The sequence below is a fragment of the Agreia sp. genome (assembly GCF_964263775.1).
Classification (GTDB): Bacteria; Actinomycetota; Actinomycetes; order Actinomycetales; family Microbacteriaceae; genus Agreia.
The window spans coordinates 1-13,956 of sequence record NZ_CAXVWM010000107.1 but is presented as its reverse complement, the minus strand read 5'-3'; the positions used below and the strand labels follow the sequence as shown (position 1 = coordinate 13,956).

16 protein-coding genes are annotated in these 13,956 nt (G+C 67.9%); 4 read left to right on the top strand and 12 right to left on the bottom strand.

The features are described from left to right. Positions 1 to 251 (bottom strand): hypothetical protein (locus ACE5CZ_RS08255; RefSeq protein WP_374946849.1); only part of this gene is annotated, 251 nt, incomplete at its 3' end. Between the two features lie 73 nt (positions 252 to 324). Here ACE5CZ_RS08255 and ACE5CZ_RS08250 point away from each other — a divergent pair. Further along, positions 325 to 1,329 carry an aldo/keto reductase family protein gene (locus ACE5CZ_RS08250; protein WP_374946848.1) on the top strand — a complete coding sequence of 335 codons (1,005 nt, stop codon included), beginning with the start codon at positions 325 to 327 and terminating at the stop codon, positions 1,327 to 1,329. A 20-nt stretch (positions 1,330 to 1,349) separates the two neighbouring features. Here the strand turns inward: ACE5CZ_RS08250 and ACE5CZ_RS08245 are convergent, their stop codons facing one another. From ACE5CZ_RS08245 to ACE5CZ_RS08220, 6 genes are all read right to left on the bottom strand, one after another. Next, positions 1,350 to 2,279, bottom strand: a complete 930-nt coding sequence (locus tag ACE5CZ_RS08245) for an oxygenase MpaB family protein (protein WP_374946847.1) — start codon at positions 2,277 to 2,279, stop codon at positions 1,350 to 1,352. A gap of 72 nt (positions 2,280 to 2,351) precedes the next feature. Then, positions 2,352 to 2,753, bottom strand: coding sequence for a VOC family protein (locus ACE5CZ_RS08240; RefSeq protein WP_374946846.1), 402 nt, complete (start codon positions 2,751 to 2,753; stop codon positions 2,352 to 2,354). A gap of 10 nt (positions 2,754 to 2,763) precedes the next feature. Then, positions 2,764 to 3,219, bottom strand: a complete 456-nt coding sequence (locus ACE5CZ_RS08235; protein WP_374946845.1) for a helix-turn-helix transcriptional regulator — start codon at positions 3,217 to 3,219, stop codon at positions 2,764 to 2,766. A 46-nt stretch (positions 3,220 to 3,265) separates the two neighbouring features. After that, positions 3,266 to 4,312 carry an NAD(P)/FAD-dependent oxidoreductase gene (locus ACE5CZ_RS08230; RefSeq protein WP_374946844.1) on the bottom strand — a complete coding sequence of 349 codons (1,047 nt, stop codon included), beginning with the start codon at positions 4,310 to 4,312 and terminating at the stop codon, positions 3,266 to 3,268. Beyond that, positions 4,309 to 4,857, bottom strand: a complete 549-nt coding sequence (locus ACE5CZ_RS08225; protein WP_374946843.1) for an isoprenylcysteine carboxyl methyltransferase family protein — start codon at positions 4,855 to 4,857, stop codon at positions 4,309 to 4,311. Before ACE5CZ_RS08225 ends, ACE5CZ_RS08230 begins: the two co-directional genes overlap by 4 nt. Next, entirely contained in the window at positions 4,854 to 5,933 is a 1,080-nt protein-coding gene (locus ACE5CZ_RS08220; protein WP_374946842.1) for a type III polyketide synthase, read from the bottom strand. Before ACE5CZ_RS08220 ends, ACE5CZ_RS08225 begins: the two co-directional genes overlap by 4 nt. A 98-nt stretch (positions 5,934 to 6,031) precedes the next feature. Between ACE5CZ_RS08220 and ACE5CZ_RS08215 the strand changes: the two genes are divergently transcribed. Further along, positions 6,032 to 7,723, top strand: a complete 1,692-nt coding sequence (locus tag ACE5CZ_RS08215; RefSeq protein ID WP_374946841.1) for a long-chain-fatty-acid--CoA ligase — start codon at positions 6,032 to 6,034, stop codon at positions 7,721 to 7,723. A gap of 11 nt (positions 7,724 to 7,734) precedes the next feature. On the opposite strand, the gene ACE5CZ_RS08210 is transcribed toward ACE5CZ_RS08215, so the two are convergent. After that, on the bottom strand, positions 7,735 to 8,265 hold the full coding sequence (locus ACE5CZ_RS08210; protein WP_374946840.1) for a GNAT family N-acetyltransferase: 531 nt from the start codon (positions 8,263 to 8,265) through the stop codon (positions 7,735 to 7,737). A gap of 97 nt (positions 8,266 to 8,362) precedes the next feature. Here ACE5CZ_RS08210 and ACE5CZ_RS08205 point away from each other — a divergent pair, with 97 nt between their 5' ends. Both ACE5CZ_RS08205 and ACE5CZ_RS08200 read left to right on the top strand, forming a co-directional pair. Beyond that, positions 8,363 to 8,935, top strand: coding sequence for a TIGR03086 family metal-binding protein (locus tag ACE5CZ_RS08205; RefSeq protein WP_374946839.1), 573 nt, complete (start codon positions 8,363 to 8,365; stop codon positions 8,933 to 8,935). Between the two features lie 87 nt (positions 8,936 to 9,022). Next, positions 9,023 to 9,952, top strand: coding sequence for an SDR family oxidoreductase (locus tag ACE5CZ_RS08200; protein WP_374946838.1), 930 nt, complete (start codon positions 9,023 to 9,025; stop codon positions 9,950 to 9,952). A 5-nt stretch (positions 9,953 to 9,957) separates the two neighbouring features. On the opposite strand, the gene gatB is transcribed toward ACE5CZ_RS08200, so the two are convergent. From gatB to ACE5CZ_RS08180, 4 genes are all read right to left on the bottom strand, one after another. Further along, a complete protein-coding gene (gene gatB / locus ACE5CZ_RS08195; RefSeq protein ID WP_374946837.1) occupies positions 9,958 to 11,475 on the bottom strand; it encodes an Asp-tRNA(Asn)/Glu-tRNA(Gln) amidotransferase subunit GatB in 1,518 nt (505 codons plus the stop codon). Continuing rightward, positions 11,475 to 13,010 (bottom strand): Asp-tRNA(Asn)/Glu-tRNA(Gln) amidotransferase subunit GatA, encoded by a 1,536-nt coding sequence (gene gatA / locus ACE5CZ_RS08190; RefSeq protein WP_374946836.1) that lies wholly within the window; start codon positions 13,008 to 13,010, stop codon positions 11,475 to 11,477. The genes gatB and gatA overlap by 1 nt, the downstream gene beginning before the upstream one ends. Next, the gene (gene gatC / locus ACE5CZ_RS08185) at positions 13,010 to 13,309 is read right to left on the bottom strand and encodes an Asp-tRNA(Asn)/Glu-tRNA(Gln) amidotransferase subunit GatC (RefSeq protein WP_374946835.1); all 300 of its coding nucleotides are present in this window, start codon (positions 13,307 to 13,309) and stop codon (positions 13,010 to 13,012) included. The genes gatA and gatC overlap by 1 nt, the downstream gene beginning before the upstream one ends. Positions 13,310 to 13,369: 60 nt before the next feature. After that, on the bottom strand, positions 13,370 to 13,956 hold a 587-nt coding region (locus ACE5CZ_RS08180), incomplete at its 5' end, for a helix-hairpin-helix domain-containing protein (RefSeq protein WP_374946834.1).

Sequence of the window (13,956 nt, the reverse complement as noted above, 5' to 3'; positions counted from 1 at the left end):
CGCCCCGCCGCGTTCGGATCGCTCTGCACGACCAGCACTCGCAGGGCCGCGCGGTCGAAGCTCGTCTGCTCGACGAGCGACGTGCTCGAGCCGCCGATCAGGCTCACCAGGTAGTGTGCGCACAGTGCGACCGCGAGGGCGCTCACCGCGACCGCACCGACGACGGCGACGGTGTCGAGTTGGCCCGTGCCGAACGAGAGCGCCACGGCCAGGCCGAGGAGATGATTCATCATCTCGACAATGGCGGTCATGGTGTCCTGTCGTTTCGGATTCCTCTCACGCTACCCCCAGCCGGCGTGCGGCGCGAGGAGTAGCGTGACGAGCATGGAATTCAGGTATCTCGGCAAGTCCGGGCTCAAAGTCTCGGAAATCACCTACGGCAACTGGCTCACCCACGGATCGCAGGTCGAGAACGATATCGCCGCGCAATGCGTCGAGGCGGCGCTGAACGCCGGCATCACCACGTTCGACACGGCCGACGCCTACGCGAACACTGCAGCCGAGAAGGTGCTCGGCAAGGCGCTGAAGCACCAGCGCCGCGAATCGCTCGAGATCTTCACGAAGGTCTACTGGCCGACGGGCCCCAAGGGACCGAACGACGTGGGCCTCTCGCGCAAGCACATTCTGGAGTCGATCGACGGCTCGCTGCGACGATTGAAGACCGACTACGTCGACCTCTACCAGGCGCACCGCTACGACGTCGAGACGCCTCTGGAGGAGACGATGCAGGCGTTCGCAGACATCGTGCGCCAGGGCAAGGCGCTGTACATCGGGGTAAGCGAGTGGAACGCCGAGCAGATCCGAGCGGGCCACGCGCTCTCGACGGAACTCGGTTTTCAGCTAATCTCGAACCAGCCGCAGTATTCGATGCTCTGGCGCGTCATCGAAGACAAGGTCGTGCCCGCATCGCAGGAGCTCGGACTGTCGCAGATCGTCTGGTCGCCCGTCGCGCAAGGCGTCCTCACCGGCAAATACAAGCCGGGCGCCGAGCTTCCGCCGGGAAGCCGCGCCACCGATGAGAAGGGCGGCGCCGACATGGTCAAGCGCTTCCTGAACGACGACGTGCTGACCCGCGTGCAGTTGCTGCAGCCGATCGCGCACGACCTCGGCCTCACCATGGCCCAGCTCGCGATCGCCTGGGTTCTGCAGAATCCGAACGTGGCATCCGCCCTGATGGGCGCATCGCGGCCCGAGCAGGTGGAGTCGAATGTGAAGGCCTCGGGAGTGACCCTCGACAAAGGCATCCTTGCCCGCATCGACGAGGCGCTGGGTTCGGTCGTCGTTCGCGATGGCAAGCACACGACGTCGCCCGAGACGCGTCCCGTCTGATGCTCGCCCTCTGATCGACGTCAGCGACGAGTGATGGCAGACCCGTCGATGCCGAGCCGGGCGAGCCTGCGGCGTGCCGCGAGCTCGCTCGGTGGATCTTTCTCGAGGGTTCCCGCGATCACCTTCAGGGTCAGCCGTGTCAAGGCCGCCACGGGCAGCCGGATGGGCCCGATCGAAGGCGTACGCAGCCGCAGCATGCCCCGGTACGGCTCGGGGATGGATGCGACGGCGCCCGCGAACAGCAGTGCGTAGCCCGGCATCAACGAGCGGCCGATCGGTGGCCGCCGAATGAAAGACACCGCCTCTGCGACACGGTCGTTGTAGACCAGGTCGCCGGCATCGAGGTATGCCCGCAGCTGTGCGGCCAGCTCCGCCTCGGAATGCGGCGGGTTGTCTACGCCCATCAGCTCGCCGGCAGCGGCCCACTCGCGCACGTAGGCGTCCGCGCCTCCCGGAATCGGCTTTCCGTAGAGCTTCGCCGTCGCGAGGAACGAGTCCGTGAACGCGAGGTGCACCCAGCGCAGCAGCTCCGGGTCGTTCGCGGCGTAGGGGCGGGAGACGCCGTGAGCGTCGAGATAGGTGCCGACGACCCGCTCGTGAATCTTGAGCACCCAATTCGACGCGCCGATCGCTGTACGGGTGTCGCCGTAGCTCACCGTGAAAATCCATCTGATCGTGCCGGCCAACCGTCCGAGCGGGTCCTCCTTGTACCGGGAGTGGTCGTGCACGCCTGCCATCGCCCCCGGGTGCAACGCCTGGATCAACAGCGCGCGGATCCCCGCGACGATGGTCGACATCCCGCCGTGCACGCTCCAGGTCGCCGAGCCGGGCGCGAAGAAGCCGCCGTCGTCGCCCTCGTCTAGGTGCACCGACCAGTCGGGTGGCTCGTCGCTCGACCCGCTGAGGGTCAGGCGAATACGATCGCGCAGGGCGGCAGGAACGAGGTTCATTTACCCAGTCTGCGCGCCTCACGAGGGTGCGGGCCCGCCATTGACGGACCGCCGCGAGCCGCCGCGGCCCGCCTACGCCTCGGAGATGCGCACCGTGTTGCCCGAGGGATCACGGAACGCGCAGTCGCGGGGACCCCACGGCTGTTCGATCGGCTCCTGCAGCACCTCGGCGCCCGAGGCCCGTACGGTCTCGAAGCTCGCATCGAGGTCGTCGCTGCGGAACACCAGCGTCTGCAGCACACCCTTCACGAGCAGTTCTTGCAGCGCGTCACCGTCGACCTGGGAGCGGCCCGCGTGCGGCTCGGAAAGCACGATCGACAGGTCGGGCTGTCCCGGGCTTCTGAGCGTCACCCAGCGAAAACCGCCGTTGGCGACGTCGTTCTGCACCTCGAAGCCGAGCGCGTCGCGGTAGAAGCCCAGCGACTCGTCGACGTCGGTGACGGTGATTCCTGCGTACTGAAGTGAAATGGTCATGGATGCCACGCTAGGCCGACAGGGCCAGCGAGGCTTCTCGGATCCTGCTCGATCCGGCGGTCGCGGAATCGGCCGTGCGCGGCCGTGTGTAGCCGCTCGCCACGCAGGACGGCATCAGCTGCACGGCGTCGTGCTCACGTCTGCGGTATTGGCTGGGGGTCTCGCCGACCAGCAGGCTGAAGCGCGAGCTGAAAGACCCGAGCGACGTACATCCGACCGCCATGCACGCGTCGGTGACCGAGACGCCCGCGCGGAGCAAAGCCATGGCGCGCTCGATGCGTCGGGTCATCAGGTGGCCGTACGGGGTTTCACCGTATGCGTCCTTGAACTGGCGGGAGAAGTGAGCGGGCGACATCATCGCGTGCTTCGCCATCGTGGGCACGTCGAGGGGCTCGGCGAATCTCACGTCGATCAGGTCGCGCGCCCGGCGGAGCTGGGTCAGGGCAGCGAGCCTCTCCGGGGACATGCCTCGACCGTAGCAGCGCACACCGACGAGGTCACGCGTGTCGGCGTCAGCGGGCGAGACGCTCCACCGCTGCACCGAACACCGCGGGCAGGGCGCTGGCCGCGGGCACGATGAGGGGTCTGAGGGGCGACTGCGCTGCGGCGAGCAGGCCCGAGGTGATCACGCGGAAGTCGCGGCTGACCCGCGCCCACTCGCGGTCGTACGCGGCACCGACGTTCCCGCTCGCAGTTGCGATCGCCTCGACGGCCGCGCGCGCGTGGCCGAGGCCCACCCGGATACCTTCCCCTGTGAGCGCATCCACGTAGCCCGAGGCGTCACCCAACAACAGCACCCTGTTGGCGCTGCGGGCCGTCGTGCGTTGCCGCAGCGGCCCCGCCCCGCGCAGACTGTCCACGCTCTGCGCGCCCCGGAGCCGATCGAAGAGTTCGGGCATGCGCGCGAGCACGCCGTCGAAATCGGTGCGGGGAGGACCGAGAACCGCGACGCCCACGAGGCCGCCGGCCAGTGGCGTGACGTAGGCCTCGGCGTCCGAGACCCAGTGCACCTCGACGAGGTCGGTCCAGCGCTCGAGCGCGTAATGCCGGCGCAGGCCGAAGCGTCGTCGGTCGACGCGGCCTGACGACGCTCGCTCCAGGCCGGTCTGCTTTCTCACGGTCGAATGCAGGCCGTCGCACGCGAACAGCCAGGATGCCCGCACGTCGCCGACCGTCACTCCCCCGGCATCCTGAACCACGTCGGAGACCCGGGCATCCAGTCGCTGGACACCCAGTTCGTCTGCACGCTCGGCCAGCACTCGGTGCAGAGTCGTGCGGCGCACGCCGAGGCCGGCCGCGCCGGCGAAACGGTGCACGGCAGACTTCGTCCCGTTCGAGTAGCGGAAGCCCGCGATGGGCGAGCCCTCGGGATGGACGCCGAGGCGGGCCAGGGCCGCGACCGCTCCCGGCATCAGGCCTTCGCCACAGGCCTTGTCGATGGGAAACGACCGAGGCTCGATGACGACCACCGAATGCCCGGCGAGACGCGCCTCGATGGCGGCGGCGAGCCCGATCGGGCCCCCGCCCACGATGGCGACATCGACGTCGACCCGCGTCATCGCGGCGCGACCGGCTCCTCGCCGAGGGCCGCCTCGAGGGCACGCTCCTCGACCGGGATGCGGAAGCCGAACAGGAGCACGGCGTTGAGCACCGTGAAGGCGATGGCCGTCACCCAGTTGCTGTGCACCAGCGGCAGCGCGATGCCCTCGGCGATCACGACGATGTAGTTCGGGTGACGGAGCCACCGATAGGGCCCGCGCAGCACAAGGGGCAACCCCGGAACCACGATCACCCTCGTGTTCCAGCGTCGTCCCAGCGAACCGATGCACCACCATCGCAGCACCTGGCTTGCGAGGGCGATCACGAGCATGGGCCAGCCCAGCCAGGCGATGAACGGGCGGTTCGCGAGCAGGGTCTCGACGAGACAGGCCAGCAAGAGGCCCGTGTGCAGCGCCACCATAGGCCCGAAGTGGCTCCGGCCGAACTCCAGGCCCCCGCGAGCGAAGGCCCACGCGGCATTGCGCGTCGATACGACGAGCTCTACGATGCGTTCGCCCCCGGTGAGCAGGATCAATATCACGTACAACAGCACCGAGAGGCTCATTGCGGCTCTCCCGACCAGCGCAGCAGCACGAGTTCGGCGCACACCCCGGGGCCGAGGGCGAAGAGCGAGCACAGCTCGCCGGCCGTCGGCGGGGCGTCGCGGATGCTGTCGGCCAGCACGTGCAGCACCGACGCCGACGACAGGTTGCCGACCCGCGCGAGCGAGTCCCAGCTGGCGTCGAGGGCACCCGACGAAAGGTGGAGGGCGTCACTGAATGCCTCAAGAACGCGCGGGCCCCCCGGATGCGCGATCCAGCGATCTATGCTGTCGATCGTCGCGTCGTGGTCGCCGAGGAACTGCGTCATATCGGAGCCGAAATGCTCGTCGATCACGTCGGCGACCCCGGCTGTGAGCACAATGCGGAAGCCCGTCTCGCCCGGATTGAATCCGAGCACGTGGCGCGTGTCGGGATACAGCGCGCTGCGCACGCCGACGATGTCGAATCCGGCGTCGTCGCGTTCGGCCGCGCGTTCCGCCCCGACCATCACGACGGCCGCGGCCCCGTCTCCGAAGAGCCCGGAAGCGACGAGGTTCGCCATCGAATCGTCATCGCGCTGCACTGTGAGCGAGCACAACTCGACTGAGACGAGCACGGCCACCCCTCGCGGATGGCCGGCGAGATAGTCGTCGAGCCGGGCGATGCCGGCGGCCCCCGCGACGCAGCCCAGGCCGAACATCGGCACTCTCTTGACGTCGGATCTCAGGCCGACCCGGGGCACGAGCAGCGCGTCGATCGACGGCGCCGAGACGCCTGTGACCGAGGTGAACAGCACGAAGTCGACCTCGTCGGCGCGAATGCGCGCTCGCGCGAGAGCGGCGACAAGCGCCTCTTCGGCCAGGTCGGTGGCTGCATCGATGAACAGCTCATTGGTGATCGTGAAACTCTGTTTTTCGAGGTAGCGCTCAATCGGAAGCACCAGATGACGTCGGTCGACACGGCTGCCGGCATGGAGTCGTCGGAGAACCGCCTGCTTCGAGGGATTCGACGTGATCATCGGGGCAATCGTGTCTGTGATCACCGACTGGGCATACGAATTCGGGGGTACTGCGGCAGACACCCCGACGATTCTCGACACGCTCGCACGCTAGCACGGGCAGCCCCGGCTGATCGACGCCCGTGAGTCGTCGAGTCGACTGCGTCATAATGTCTCGACAACGACGCGAAGGGCACTGCATGAGCACCGAGACCGACCGTCCCTGGGTTTCGCAGTACGCAGACGGCGTGCCCGCGACGATCGAACTGCCGACCGGCTCCCTGGTCGACATGCTCGATGCGTCCGTGTCGACCTTTCGCTCCAAGGTGGCCCTCGATTTCTTCGGCGCGACGACGACATATGCCGAACTGGGGATGCTCGTGGGTCGCGCAGCCGAGGGGCTGCGTCGCGCAGGAGTTCGCCCCGGCGATCGCATCGCCCTCGTGCTTCCGAACTGCCCCCAGCACGTCATCGCGTTCTACGCCGTACTGAGGCTCGGTGCCATCGTCGTGGAACACAACCCCCTCTATACCGATCGCGAGCTGCGGCACCAGTTCGAGGACCACGGCGCGAAGGTGGCGATCGTGTGGGACAAGGTGGGCGATCGCATCCACTCGATGCCCGCCGATGTCGCGTTCGACACCGTGATCGCCGTCGACGTGACCCGCGCCATGCCGTTGTCGAAGCGCGTCGCACTGCGGCTGCCCGTGCCGAAAGCGCGCGAGGCGCGAAAGGCCCTCACGGGTGCATCGAAGAACAGCATGCCGTGGGAGAAGCTCGTCGACCACCGACCCGTGCGCCGCTCGGTGCCGCGGCCCTCGGTCGACGATCTGGCCGTCATCCAGTACACCAGTGGAACGACCGGCACGCCGAAGGGCGCGAAGCTCACCCACCTCAACCTGCACGCGAATGCGCTGCAAGGCCGCGCCTGGGTGCCGGGAATGGTGGCCGGCAAAGAGGTGATCTACGCCGTGCTGCCCATGTTCCACGCCTACGGACTCACCCTCTGCCTCACGTTCGCCATGAACAGCGGCGCCCGACTGGTGCTGCTTCCCAAATTCGACGTCGACCTCGTGCTCGACGCCGCCAAGTCGCATCCGCCCACCTTCCTGCCCGCCGTGCCGCCGATCTACGAACGCCTCGCGTCGGGCGCCGAGAAGCGCAAGGTCGACCTCGCCGGAATCCGTTTCGCCATCTCCGGCGCCATGAACCTGCCGATCTCCACCGTCGAGCTCTGGGAGAAGGCCACGGGAGGTTACCTCGTCGAGGGCTACGGCCTCACCGAGACCTCGCCCGTGGCACTGGGCAACCCCATCGGCCCGAGTCGCAGACCCGGAACCGTCGGCGTGCCTTTTCCCAGCACCGACATCCGAGTCGTCGACCCCGACGACACCTCGATCGAGCGCCCGGCGGGCGAGGAAGGCGAGTTGCTGATCCATGGCCCGCAGGTGTTCCAGGGCTACTGGCAGAAACCCGACGAAACCGACGCCGTGCTGCTCGAAGGCGGCTGGTTCCGCACGGGCGATATCTGCACGCAGGATGCCGATGGCTTCGTCACCATCGTCGACCGCATCAAGGAACTCATCATCACCGGCGGCTTCAACGTCGCCCCGTCCGAGGTCGAGGATGCGCTGCGCCAGCATCCCGGGGTCGCCGACGTCGCCGTCGTGGGCATGCCGAGCGGGGGCGGCGGAGAAGACGTGGTTGCGGCAGTGGTGCTCGCGCCGAAAGCCGACTTCGACGAGAAGCAATTCCGCGACTGGTGCCGCGGTCAGCTCACGGCCTACAAGGTTCCGAAAAGGATCGTCGTCATCGACGAGCTGCCCAAGTCGCTCATCGGCAAGGTGCTGCGCCGCGCCGTGCGGGAGCAGCTGTTGGCGGACCGCACCTGACCCGAAGAAGCCTAGGAGGGATCGGGCAGATCCGAGGCAGGAAAGACGGGCGCCGAGAGCAGGGCGACTTTCACGGATCCGCCCTTGGTGACCTGTTCGCCGAGCTGCACGAAGCCGAGCCTGTCGTGGAAGGCAAGTGAGCCGGGGTTCGGCGGGTCGAGGTTTACTTCGCAGGTCACCTCGGTGAGGCCGGCGAGTTCTGCCTCGGCGAACACCCTCTCGTACAGGATCTGTCCGAGGCCGCGGCCGCGCATGCCCTCGGCCACGACGATGCGATCGACGTAGAGAAAGTCGCCACCGCGCTCGTCGAACCAACGATAGTTCTCACTGTCGTAGTCGTTGCCGGCCGCCAGCGTGACCACGAGCCCGAGCGGCTCGTCGGGCGACTCGTCATCCACCACGACGACCGCGGCATGCGCCATCGACACCAGATCGAGCAGTTCGGACTCGTCGAGCAGGTTCACAGCCGGTATCGCCCTGTTGTTCATATCGAGGAGCGGGCTCAGGTCGGAGACGTCGGTGTATCTGGTCGTCAAGGTCACCCCGCGAGCATAGCTGCGCGTGGCGCGGTGGAATGCATGTGGCTGTGATGGACTTACACCTAGGACTACGACCAGCATCGCCGACAGGAGCCCCATCGTGACCATCGACTGGCTGACACTGCAGAAGACCGCTCACGCGGAGTTCGCCGCACGTCTCGACGCGGTGAACGATTGGAACGCGCCGACCCCCGACGCCGACTGGAACACCCGCCAGCTCGTCACCCACGTCATCGAGGAGCAGCAGTGGGTGCCGCTGCTGCTCGAGGGTCGCACGCTGCGACAGGCGCAGGCTCTCAAGCGGCCGCTGTCGAGCGATCTCGCCGCCGAGTGGGCCCTGTACTCGAAGGCCGCGACCGATGCGTGGCGGTCGGCGGCACCGGATGCGCAGGTGCAGCTCTCGTACGACACCGTGACGGTCACCGAGTATCTGCGCGAGCAGGTCTCCGACGTCACGATCCACACGTGGGATCTCGCCCGGGCCACCCGAACGGCCGAGACCCTCGACGAGCAGCTGATTGCCGCGGTCTGGACTGTCTTCGAGCCCCAGAAGGAGACTCTCGAGGCCTCGGGACTTTTCAGCTCGCCCGTTCCCGTTGCCGAACATGCGTCGCTGCAGTCACGGCTGCTCGCGCTGACGGGTCGAGACGACAGGCTTCCGCTCTCCGCGTAGCGCACAATCTTGGCATGCTGACCATGCAGCATTAGCCTGATCGCTGAGGCGGTGAACCCGAGACTCCGCCTGGGCGTTAGGAGCCTCATGTCATCCACCCCGCGCATGTCCATTCCCGAGCAGCACGGCAGGCGCGTCATCGTGACGGGGGCCAACAGCGGACTCGGCCTCGAGACGGCACGGCGGCTCTCCGCGGCGGGCGCCCACGTGGTGATGGCCGCTCGAACGACTGAGAAGAATGAGAGGGCCGCCGAGACCATTCGGCAGACCGTTCCACACGCGACGCTGCAGCTCGAGAGTCTCGACCTCGCGTCTCTCGCCAGTGTGCAGGCGTTCGCCGACCGCATGATCGCCGAGAAGACACCGGTCGACATCCTGATCAACAATGCCGGCGTCATGGCCGTTCCGAGCAAGCACACCACCGAAGACGGATTCGAGCTGCAGTTCGGCACGAACCACCTCGGTCACTTCGCGCTCACGGCGCGCCTTCTGCCTGCCCTGATCACGGCCGACGCGCCGAGGGTCGTCACTCTCTCGAGCGTGGCGCACTGGTTCGGGCGCATCCGCTTCGGCGACCTCAACGCCGAGAAGAAATACAACGCGTGGCTCGCCTACGGCCAGTCGAAGCTGGCTAATCTGCTTTTCGCCCACGAGCTGCAACGGCGCAGCGACGCTGCCGGATGGGGCCTGCTGAGTGCGGCGGCGCATCCGGGATTCAGCCGTACGAATCTGCAGAACGCCGGCCCGCAGCTCGGTCGCGACAAGCCGCCGAGCGCTTTCGTCGAGAAGTTCATGCACCTGCCCGGGCTGTCTCAGGAGGCCGAGCAGGGCGCGGAACCCGAACTCTTCGCGGCCACCTGGGCCAGCGTCTCCGGCGGCGACTACGTGGGGCCCACCGCGGCGTTCGGGCTCATAGGGCCTCCCGGGCGAGCGAAGCAGAGCCGCCGGGCGCTCGACGAGAGCGTCGCCGCGCGACTCTGGACGGTGTCGGAAGATCTGACGGGCGTCGACTTCTAGCCGGCCTACTCGGGCATGCTGGTCGCGCGTTCGAGCACCAGCTCGCGCACGCGGGCCGCGTCGGCCTGGCCCTTCATCGCCTTCATCACGGCTCCGATGACGGCGCCTGCCGCCTGCACCTTGCCGTCGCGGATCTTGGCCAAGACGTCGGGCTGGCTCTGTAGGGCCTCGTCGATCGCGGCGACCAACGCGCCGTCGTCTGACACGACGGCCAACCCGCGCGCATCCACAACCTGCTGGGGCGTGCCCTCACCCGCGATGACCCCCTCGAGAACCTGCCGCGCGAGGCGGTCGGTGAGGGTGCCATCGTCGACGAGTGCAACCAGCTGGGCAACTTGCAGCGGGGTGACGAGCGTCGTGGCGTCGACGCCCTGGGCGTTGGCGGTGCGGGCGATCTCGCCTGTCCACCACTTGCGCGCCGCGGCCGGTGCGGCTCCGGCGGCGACGGTCTCGATGACCTCCGTCACGAGGCCGGAGTTCGTGAGATCTTGAAACTCGAGGTCGGTGAAGTTCCACTCGGTCTTGAGTCGACGGCGACGGATCGCGGGCGCCTCAGGCAGTGCAGCGCGCAGTTCTTCGATGAGCTCGGCCGAGGGAACGACGGGAAGAAGGTCGGGTTCCGGAAAGTAACGGTAGTCGTCGGCGTCGGACTTGGGGCGGCCTGCCGAGGTCTCCCCCGTGTCTTCGTGCCAGTGTCGCGTCTCCTGCGTGATGGTTCCGCCGGCGTCGAGGATGGCGGCCTGGCGCTGGATCTCGTAGCGGATAGCGCGCTCGACGCTGCGCAGCGAGTTGACGTTCTTCGTCTCGGTGCGGGTGCCGAGTGGCGAGGCCGGCTCGCCCTCGGGCGTGCGCCGACGCAGCGAGATGTTCGCGTCGCAGCGCAGGTTGCCGCGCTCCATCCTCGCCTCGGAGATGCCGAGCCCCACGACGATGTCGCGAATGGTCGACACATACGCCTTGGCGAGCTCGGGCGCGTCGGCCCCAGCTCCGTAGATGATGTCGGTGACGATCTCGACCAGCGGAACGCCGGCCCGGTTGTAATCGACGAGCGAGTACTCGGCACCCTGGATGCGGCCGGTCGCCCCGCCCACGTGGGTGAGCTTGCCGGCGTCCTCCTCCATGTGCGCGCGCTCGATTGGCACCGTGAAGAGGCGTCCGTTCGGCAGTTCGACCTCGACCGAGCCCGCGAAGGCGATGGGTTCGTCGCTCTGCGAGATCTGGTAGTTCTTCGCCAGGTCGGGGTAGAAGTAGTTCTTGCGGGCGAACCGGCTGGTCGGCGCGATCGAGCAACCGAGCGCGAGGCCCAGACTGATCGCGTAGCGCACGGCCTGGCCGTTGACCACGGGCAGCGACCCGGGCAGTCCGAGGTCGACCGGAGTGATGTTCGTGTTGGGCTCGCCGCCGAAGTAGTTGGGCGCGTCAGAGAACATCTTCGTCTTGGTGCCGAGCTCGATGTGCACCTCGAAGCCGAGTACCGGCTCGAAGAGCTCGAGCGCGCGGTCGTAGTCCATCAGTTTCGCCATCAGACGACTCCCTCATCGGTCGCGTTCATTTCGCTCGGAGACAGGTCGGGGGCCTGGCTCAGGAGCGTGTGCCCCCATTTCTCTTCGAGCAGTGCCTCGAGCGCCGCCGCGACACTGTAGAGTCGGGCATCTTCTCGTGCCGGTGCCAGAAATTGGATGCCGACGGGCAGGCCGTCTTCGGCGGCCAGCCCTGCGGGCACAGAGATTCCGGGGATGCCCGCGAGGTTCGCGGGGATCGTGGCGATGTCGTTGAGGTACATCGAGAGCGGGTCGCCCGTCTTCTCGCCGAGCTTGAACGCCGTCGTAGGCGCCGTGGGCGACACGAGCACGTCGGCGTTCTGGAACGCGGCGGCGAAGTCGCGCTGCACCAGGGTGCGCACCTTCTGGGCGCTGCCATAGTAGGCGTCGTAGTAGCCGGCCGAGAGGGCGTAGGTGCCGAGGATGATGCGGCGCTTGGTCTCGGCGCCGAAGCCCCGTTCGCGGGTGGCGCTCATCACGTCTTCGACGGTGCCGCCGCCCTTCGGGTTGACCCGCAGGCCGAAGCGCACGGAGTCGAACTTGGCGAGGTTGCTGGAGGCCTCGGCGGGCATGATGAGGTAGTAGGCCGCGATCGCGTGCTCGACGCTGGGAAGCTCGACCTCGGTGATGATGGCCCCGGCGCCCTCGAGCAGTGTGAGGGCCTCGCGGAATCGCTCCATGACACCGGGCTGGAACCCGTCGCCCTGGAGCTGTTTGATGACGCCGATGCGCAGGCCCGCGACGTCGGCACGGCGCACGGCCTCGGCGAACGACGGCCAGATGTCGGTGAGCGAGGTCGAGTCGCGCGGGTCGTGGCCGCCGATCACGTCATGAAGCAGTGCAGAGTCGAGCACGGTTCGGGAGACCGGGCCGATCTGGTCGAGGCTGGATGCGAGCGCGATGGCGCCGTATCGGCTCACGCCGCCGTAGGTGGGCTTGAGGCCGACCGTACCGGTCACGTGGGCGGGCTGCCGGATGGAGCCGCCGGTGTCGCTGCCCAGGGCGAAGGGCGTCTCGTAGGCGGCGACCGCCGCGGCGGATCCACCGCCGGATCCTCCGGGGATGCGCTCGAGGTCCCACGGGTTGTGCGTGGGGCCGTAGGCGGAGTGCTCGGTCGACGAGCCCATGGCGAACTCGTCCATGTTGGTCTTGCCGAGCGAGACGAGGCCGGCGGCGCGCAGCTTGGTCATGACCGTGGCGTCGTAGGGCGGAAGCCAACCCTCGAGGATCTTCGAGCCACTCGTGGTGGGCATGCCCTTCGTCACGATGACGTCTTTGATGGCGATGGGTACGCCGGCGAGCGGGTGCAGCTGCTCGCCTGCTGCGCGGCGACGGTCGATGTCCGCCGCCTCGGCGAGGGCGCTGTCGGATGCGACGTGCAGGAACGCGTGCACGGCGCCGTCGACTGCGGCGATGCGGTCGAGGTGGGCCTGGGTGGCTTCGACAGAGCTGACCTCGCCCGAGGTGAGTTCGGCTGCGAGCGCGTCGGCGGTGAGCCGGGTGAGATCGGTTGTCATTACTGCTCCTCCCCCAGGATCGCGGTCACACGGAAGCGGGAGCCGTCGTGGTCGGGGGCGCCGGCGAGCGCCTCTTCTGCGGTGAGTGTCTGCCCCGCCACGTCGTCTCGGAACACGTTCTGCAGCGGAATAGGGTGGCTCGTGGCCGGCACGTCGGGCGTCGCGACCTCGGTGACCGTGGCGACGTGCTGCATGATCGAGCCGAGTTCGCTCGTGAGCGACACGATCTCTTCGGGTGTCAGCGCGATGCGGGCGAGGCTGGCCAGGTGGGTGACCTGCTCCTGCGTGATTTCGGACATGCTGCTCCGTGTCTTCATTCGGGGGGAGTTGGGACGAACCCACCGATTCTACTGGAGCGGCTACTCGGCGGCGGCTGCCTCGGGTGCCGGGCCCAGCGCATCCGGGCCTTGCGTGACCAGGATCGCGAACTGCTCGGCGTCGATGATGCGCAGCCCGAGGGCTTCGGCCTTCGTGAGCTTCGATCCCGCTCCCGGGCCGGCGGCCACGAAGTCGGTCTTCTTGCTCACGCTCGACGCTGCCTTGCCACCGGCGTTCATGATCGCCTCGAGCGCGCCCTCTCGGCTGAACCCCTCGAGCGAGCCCGTGGCCACGACGGTGACGCCCGACAGCACCCCACCCTCGACGACGGCTGCGCCGGGCCCCGGATGCCCGGGGGTCGCGAACTGCACGCCGGCCGCGGCCCAGGCCTCGACGATGTCGACGTGCCACTCGATGGAGAACCACTCGATCAGGGCGTCGGCGATGATCAAACCGACGCCGTCGACGGCGGCGAGCTCGTCTCGGGTGGCCGCGCGGATGGCGTCGAGAGACCCGAAGTAGGCGGCCTGGGCACGCGCGGCCACCGGGCCGACATGGCGGATCGACAGCGAGACGAGGATGCGCCAGAGCGGCTTGGTCTTGGCCTTCTCGATCTCGGCGAGCAGCT

Coding starts and splice junctions, on each gene's coding strand:
- ACE5CZ_RS08250 (WP_374946848.1), top strand. CDS start 325: ATGGAATTCAGGTATCTCGGCAAGTCCGGGCTCAAAGTCTCGGAAATC.
- ACE5CZ_RS08245 (WP_374946847.1), bottom strand. CDS start 2,279: ATGAACCTCGTTCCTGCCGCCCTGCGCGATCGTATTCGCCTGACCCTC.
- ACE5CZ_RS08240 (WP_374946846.1), bottom strand. CDS start 2,753: ATGACCATTTCACTTCAGTACGCAGGAATCACCGTCACCGACGTCGAC.
- ACE5CZ_RS08235 (WP_374946845.1), bottom strand. CDS start 3,219: ATGTCCCCGGAGAGGCTCGCTGCCCTGACCCAGCTCCGCCGGGCGCGC.
- ACE5CZ_RS08230 (WP_374946844.1), bottom strand. CDS start 4,312: ATGACGCGGGTCGACGTCGATGTCGCCATCGTGGGCGGGGGCCCGATC.
- ACE5CZ_RS08225 (WP_374946843.1), bottom strand. CDS start 4,857: ATGAGCCTCTCGGTGCTGTTGTACGTGATATTGATCCTGCTCACCGGG.
- ACE5CZ_RS08215 (WP_374946841.1), top strand. CDS start 6,032: ATGAGCACCGAGACCGACCGTCCCTGGGTTTCGCAGTACGCAGACGGC.
- ACE5CZ_RS08200 (WP_374946838.1), top strand. CDS start 9,023: ATGTCATCCACCCCGCGCATGTCCATTCCCGAGCAGCACGGCAGGCGC.
- gatB (WP_374946837.1), bottom strand. CDS start 11,475: ATGGCGAAACTGATGGACTACGACCGCGCGCTCGAGCTCTTCGAGCCG.
- gatA (WP_374946836.1), bottom strand. CDS start 13,010: ATGACAACCGATCTCACCCGGCTCACCGCCGACGCGCTCGCAGCCGAA.
- gatC (WP_374946835.1), bottom strand. CDS start 13,309: ATGTCCGAAATCACGCAGGAGCAGGTCACCCACCTGGCCAGCCTCGCC.